This is a genomic window from Mariprofundus micogutta, assembly GCF_001895085.1.
Lineage (GTDB): Bacteria > Pseudomonadota > Zetaproteobacteria > Mariprofundales > Mariprofundaceae > Mariprofundus > Mariprofundus micogutta.
In genome coordinates, this window is sequence record NZ_BDFD01000043.1 from 1 (window position 1) to 2,632 (window position 2,632).

The 2,632-nt window shown below is 49.3% G+C and carries 3 protein-coding genes and 4 tRNA genes; all 7 read right to left on the bottom strand.

Annotation, left to right across the window (positions count from 1 at the left end):
* A partial coding sequence (locus tag MMIC_RS12280) for a GTP-binding protein (protein WP_227819388.1) occupies positions 1-127 on the bottom strand: 127 nt, incomplete at its 3' end.
* Positions 128-192: 65 nt separating this feature from the next.
* A tRNA-Thr gene (locus MMIC_RS12285) sits at positions 193-267 on the bottom strand.
* A 26-nt stretch (positions 268-293) separates the two neighbouring features.
* Positions 294-367 (bottom strand) — tRNA-Gly (locus tag MMIC_RS12290).
* Positions 368-404: 37 nt separating this feature from the next.
* A tRNA-Tyr gene (locus MMIC_RS12295) sits at positions 405-489 on the bottom strand.
* Between the two features lie 112 nt (positions 490-601).
* Positions 602-677, bottom strand: a tRNA-Thr gene (locus tag MMIC_RS12300).
* A 115-nt stretch (positions 678-792) separates the two neighbouring features.
* Positions 793-1,266 carry a pantetheine-phosphate adenylyltransferase gene (gene coaD / locus MMIC_RS12305; RefSeq protein ID WP_072660763.1) on the bottom strand — a complete coding sequence of 158 codons (474 nt, stop codon included), beginning with the start codon at positions 1,264-1,266 and terminating at the stop codon, positions 793-795.
* Between the two features lie 62 nt (positions 1,267-1,328).
* Positions 1,329-2,510, bottom strand: coding sequence for a BamA/TamA family outer membrane protein (locus MMIC_RS12310; protein ID WP_072660764.1), 1,182 nt, complete (start codon positions 2,508-2,510; stop codon positions 1,329-1,331).
* Positions 2,511-2,632: the final 122 nt, after the last annotated feature.

Below are 2,632 nucleotides of genomic sequence, written 5' to 3' on the forward strand. Positions count from 1 at the left end.
CAGCACCACCTGTCTCAGACAGAACTTTGGTGATCGCAGCGGTCAACGTGGTTTTACCATGGTCAACGTGACCAATGGTACCAATGTTTACATGCGGCTTGGTACGTTCAAACTTTTCCTTTGCCATTGCATTCTCCTACATATTTCAATACTACGATGAATCCCTGCAAGCAGATTTTCATCAAAACCAACTGGAGCCCAGAGCGAGAATTGAACTCGCGACCTCATCCTTACCAAGGATGTGCTCTACCCCTGAGCTACCTGGGCCAAACTCCAATGCCACAAAGGCAGATTGGAGCGGGTGGCGGGAATCGAACCCGCGTCATCAGCTTGGAAGGCTGAGGTGCTACCATTGTACCACACCCGCATACCCGAAGAAGCTCAGGGGAGCATCTTCAGCAAACTGGTGGAGAGGGCTGGATTCGAACCAACGTAGGCTGAGCCAGCAGATTTACAGTCTGCCCCCTTTAGCCACTCGGGAACCTCTCCATACTACACGCCCCACCAAGCCTTCCCTGCAAAAGCAGGTCAGCCCAAAAGGGCGCGCGATTATGCACCTTTCATACGCACTGTCAAATGCGCATCAATAATGCGGTTAAACTGGAGCCGGCAACAGGAGTCGAACCCGTGACCTGCTGATTACAAATCAGCTGCTCTACCAACTGAGCTATGCCGGCAAGGGTGGCGCATCATAACGATCATGCTAATGAACTCAAGCACTAATTAAATTTACCCATTGTTTCCATCATATAGGTGGCCCCATTCAGGCAGGGCAAGAAGATTATTCGGGCATTATTTTGTTGCTAAATAAGGAATTACCACAGGAGGTACAAGTTCGGAAACATCACCGCCCATGCTCGATATTTCACGAATAAAGCGGGAAGATACAAAAGTATAATCTTCACGCGCCATGACAAAGACGGTTTCAATGCGCTCATCCAGCCTGCGATTCATGGTTGCCATCTGAAACTCATATTCAAAATCAGATGCTGCCCGTAAACCACGCAGGATTGCATCACCCTTCTGCTCATGTGCCAGATTCACCAGTAGTCCCGAGAATCGTACAGCCTGAACATCCGGCTCATCTTTAAACGTCTCTTCAACCATCGCCACACGTGTGCTTACATCAAACATCGGACTCTTGTCAGGATTATCGGCCACCCCTACCACGACGCGATCAAACATCTTCAAACCGCGCTTAACCACATCCACGTGGCCCAGCGTAATCGGATCAAATGTGCCGGGATAGATAGCTGTTCTCTTCACGATTGCCCCTCCATGAAAAAACCAACCGTAATAGATTAGATTCTATTTGTATGCCTTCTGATTCAAAAGGCCTGGCCTGTACCCAAATAAAAGCGCCAGCGCTTACTGGCAAAACCATATGCAACATCGCCTCGAATTGTCCCTTTGACCAGCCAACGCATTGTCCAGCGGAATCCGGCTCCCGAGCCGACAGCCAGCCCTCTGGTGACCGATGAGCCTGCTTTACCACCGATTTTTCCCAGATCCGTAAACGTCACCAACTGGAAGTTGGAGTCCGGCCTGATTGGGAAGCGCCCTTCAATCGTCCCATAGAGATAATGCGTCCCCTGCAATTCACCCGGGTAATAACCGCGAAATCCATTGCGATTACCAATGTCGAACAAGCCACTGCGCAGCACATCACCTGTCATCAAACCACCATTAAGGCGCAGATTAAGCGTGTGCTGGCCGGAGAATGCATAATAATTTCGCCACGAAGCAGTATGGCTATAGGTGTTTATGGTCGAACCAAGACTGCGGTGAGCCGCCGACATAGCATAATCAAACGAACTTCCTGATAACCAGGTAATGCGATCATTGATCATGCTATAACTCAAGCCTGCCAATACTGACCTTATACGATTGCCAACCACATTAGATTGGGGAATGCCTGAAACGAATCGATATGACGCATTCGAACCGGAAAACCCTCCGCGAAAACTCCACCCTTCTCCCGGCACATCCCCCAGCGCATAGGTAACAACAACAGCAGCGCTCCTGCCTGTCGTTATATACTGAGCCGTTTGCAACCCCAGATCATATGTCTCAAATGCCGATTGACCCCAGCTACCACTAAGCGATATTCCAAGTTTTGAATCTGCAACCCTGCGCCAGTCATACGATGCTTCATATGAGGAGCCATTATTGCCAGAAAAGTTTTTACCTGTTTCTCGCTTATAAGCCAGTCTGGCATGATGATTCAAGCCCCAGAGATTGTACTCATCCAGCACAACTGATGCTGATGAGACGCCATTATCCTTGCGTGTTGCCTGTGGCAGCAGCCACAGTGACCAGCGTTCTTTAATGCGTACTTGGACCACGCCTTGTTCATTCGGAGCAGCCACCACAGCCTCACTGAAGATCCCCAGCCTCAGCAAACGTTGCTCGGATATATCGGAAAATTCATCCTGCCAGGGTGATCCGATACCAAAAGGCAGTTCGCGTAGAACTGTTACCTGATCCGTCCGCTTTAATCCTTCAATCACTGCTGTCCGGTTAAGGAATTAGCAGCAAGAAAACAGGCCTGAATTCCCAACGATTATGGTAAATTTGTAGTTATCCAGACAGCAAATTCACAGAACGGAGAACTCAGGCCATGAAGCACATT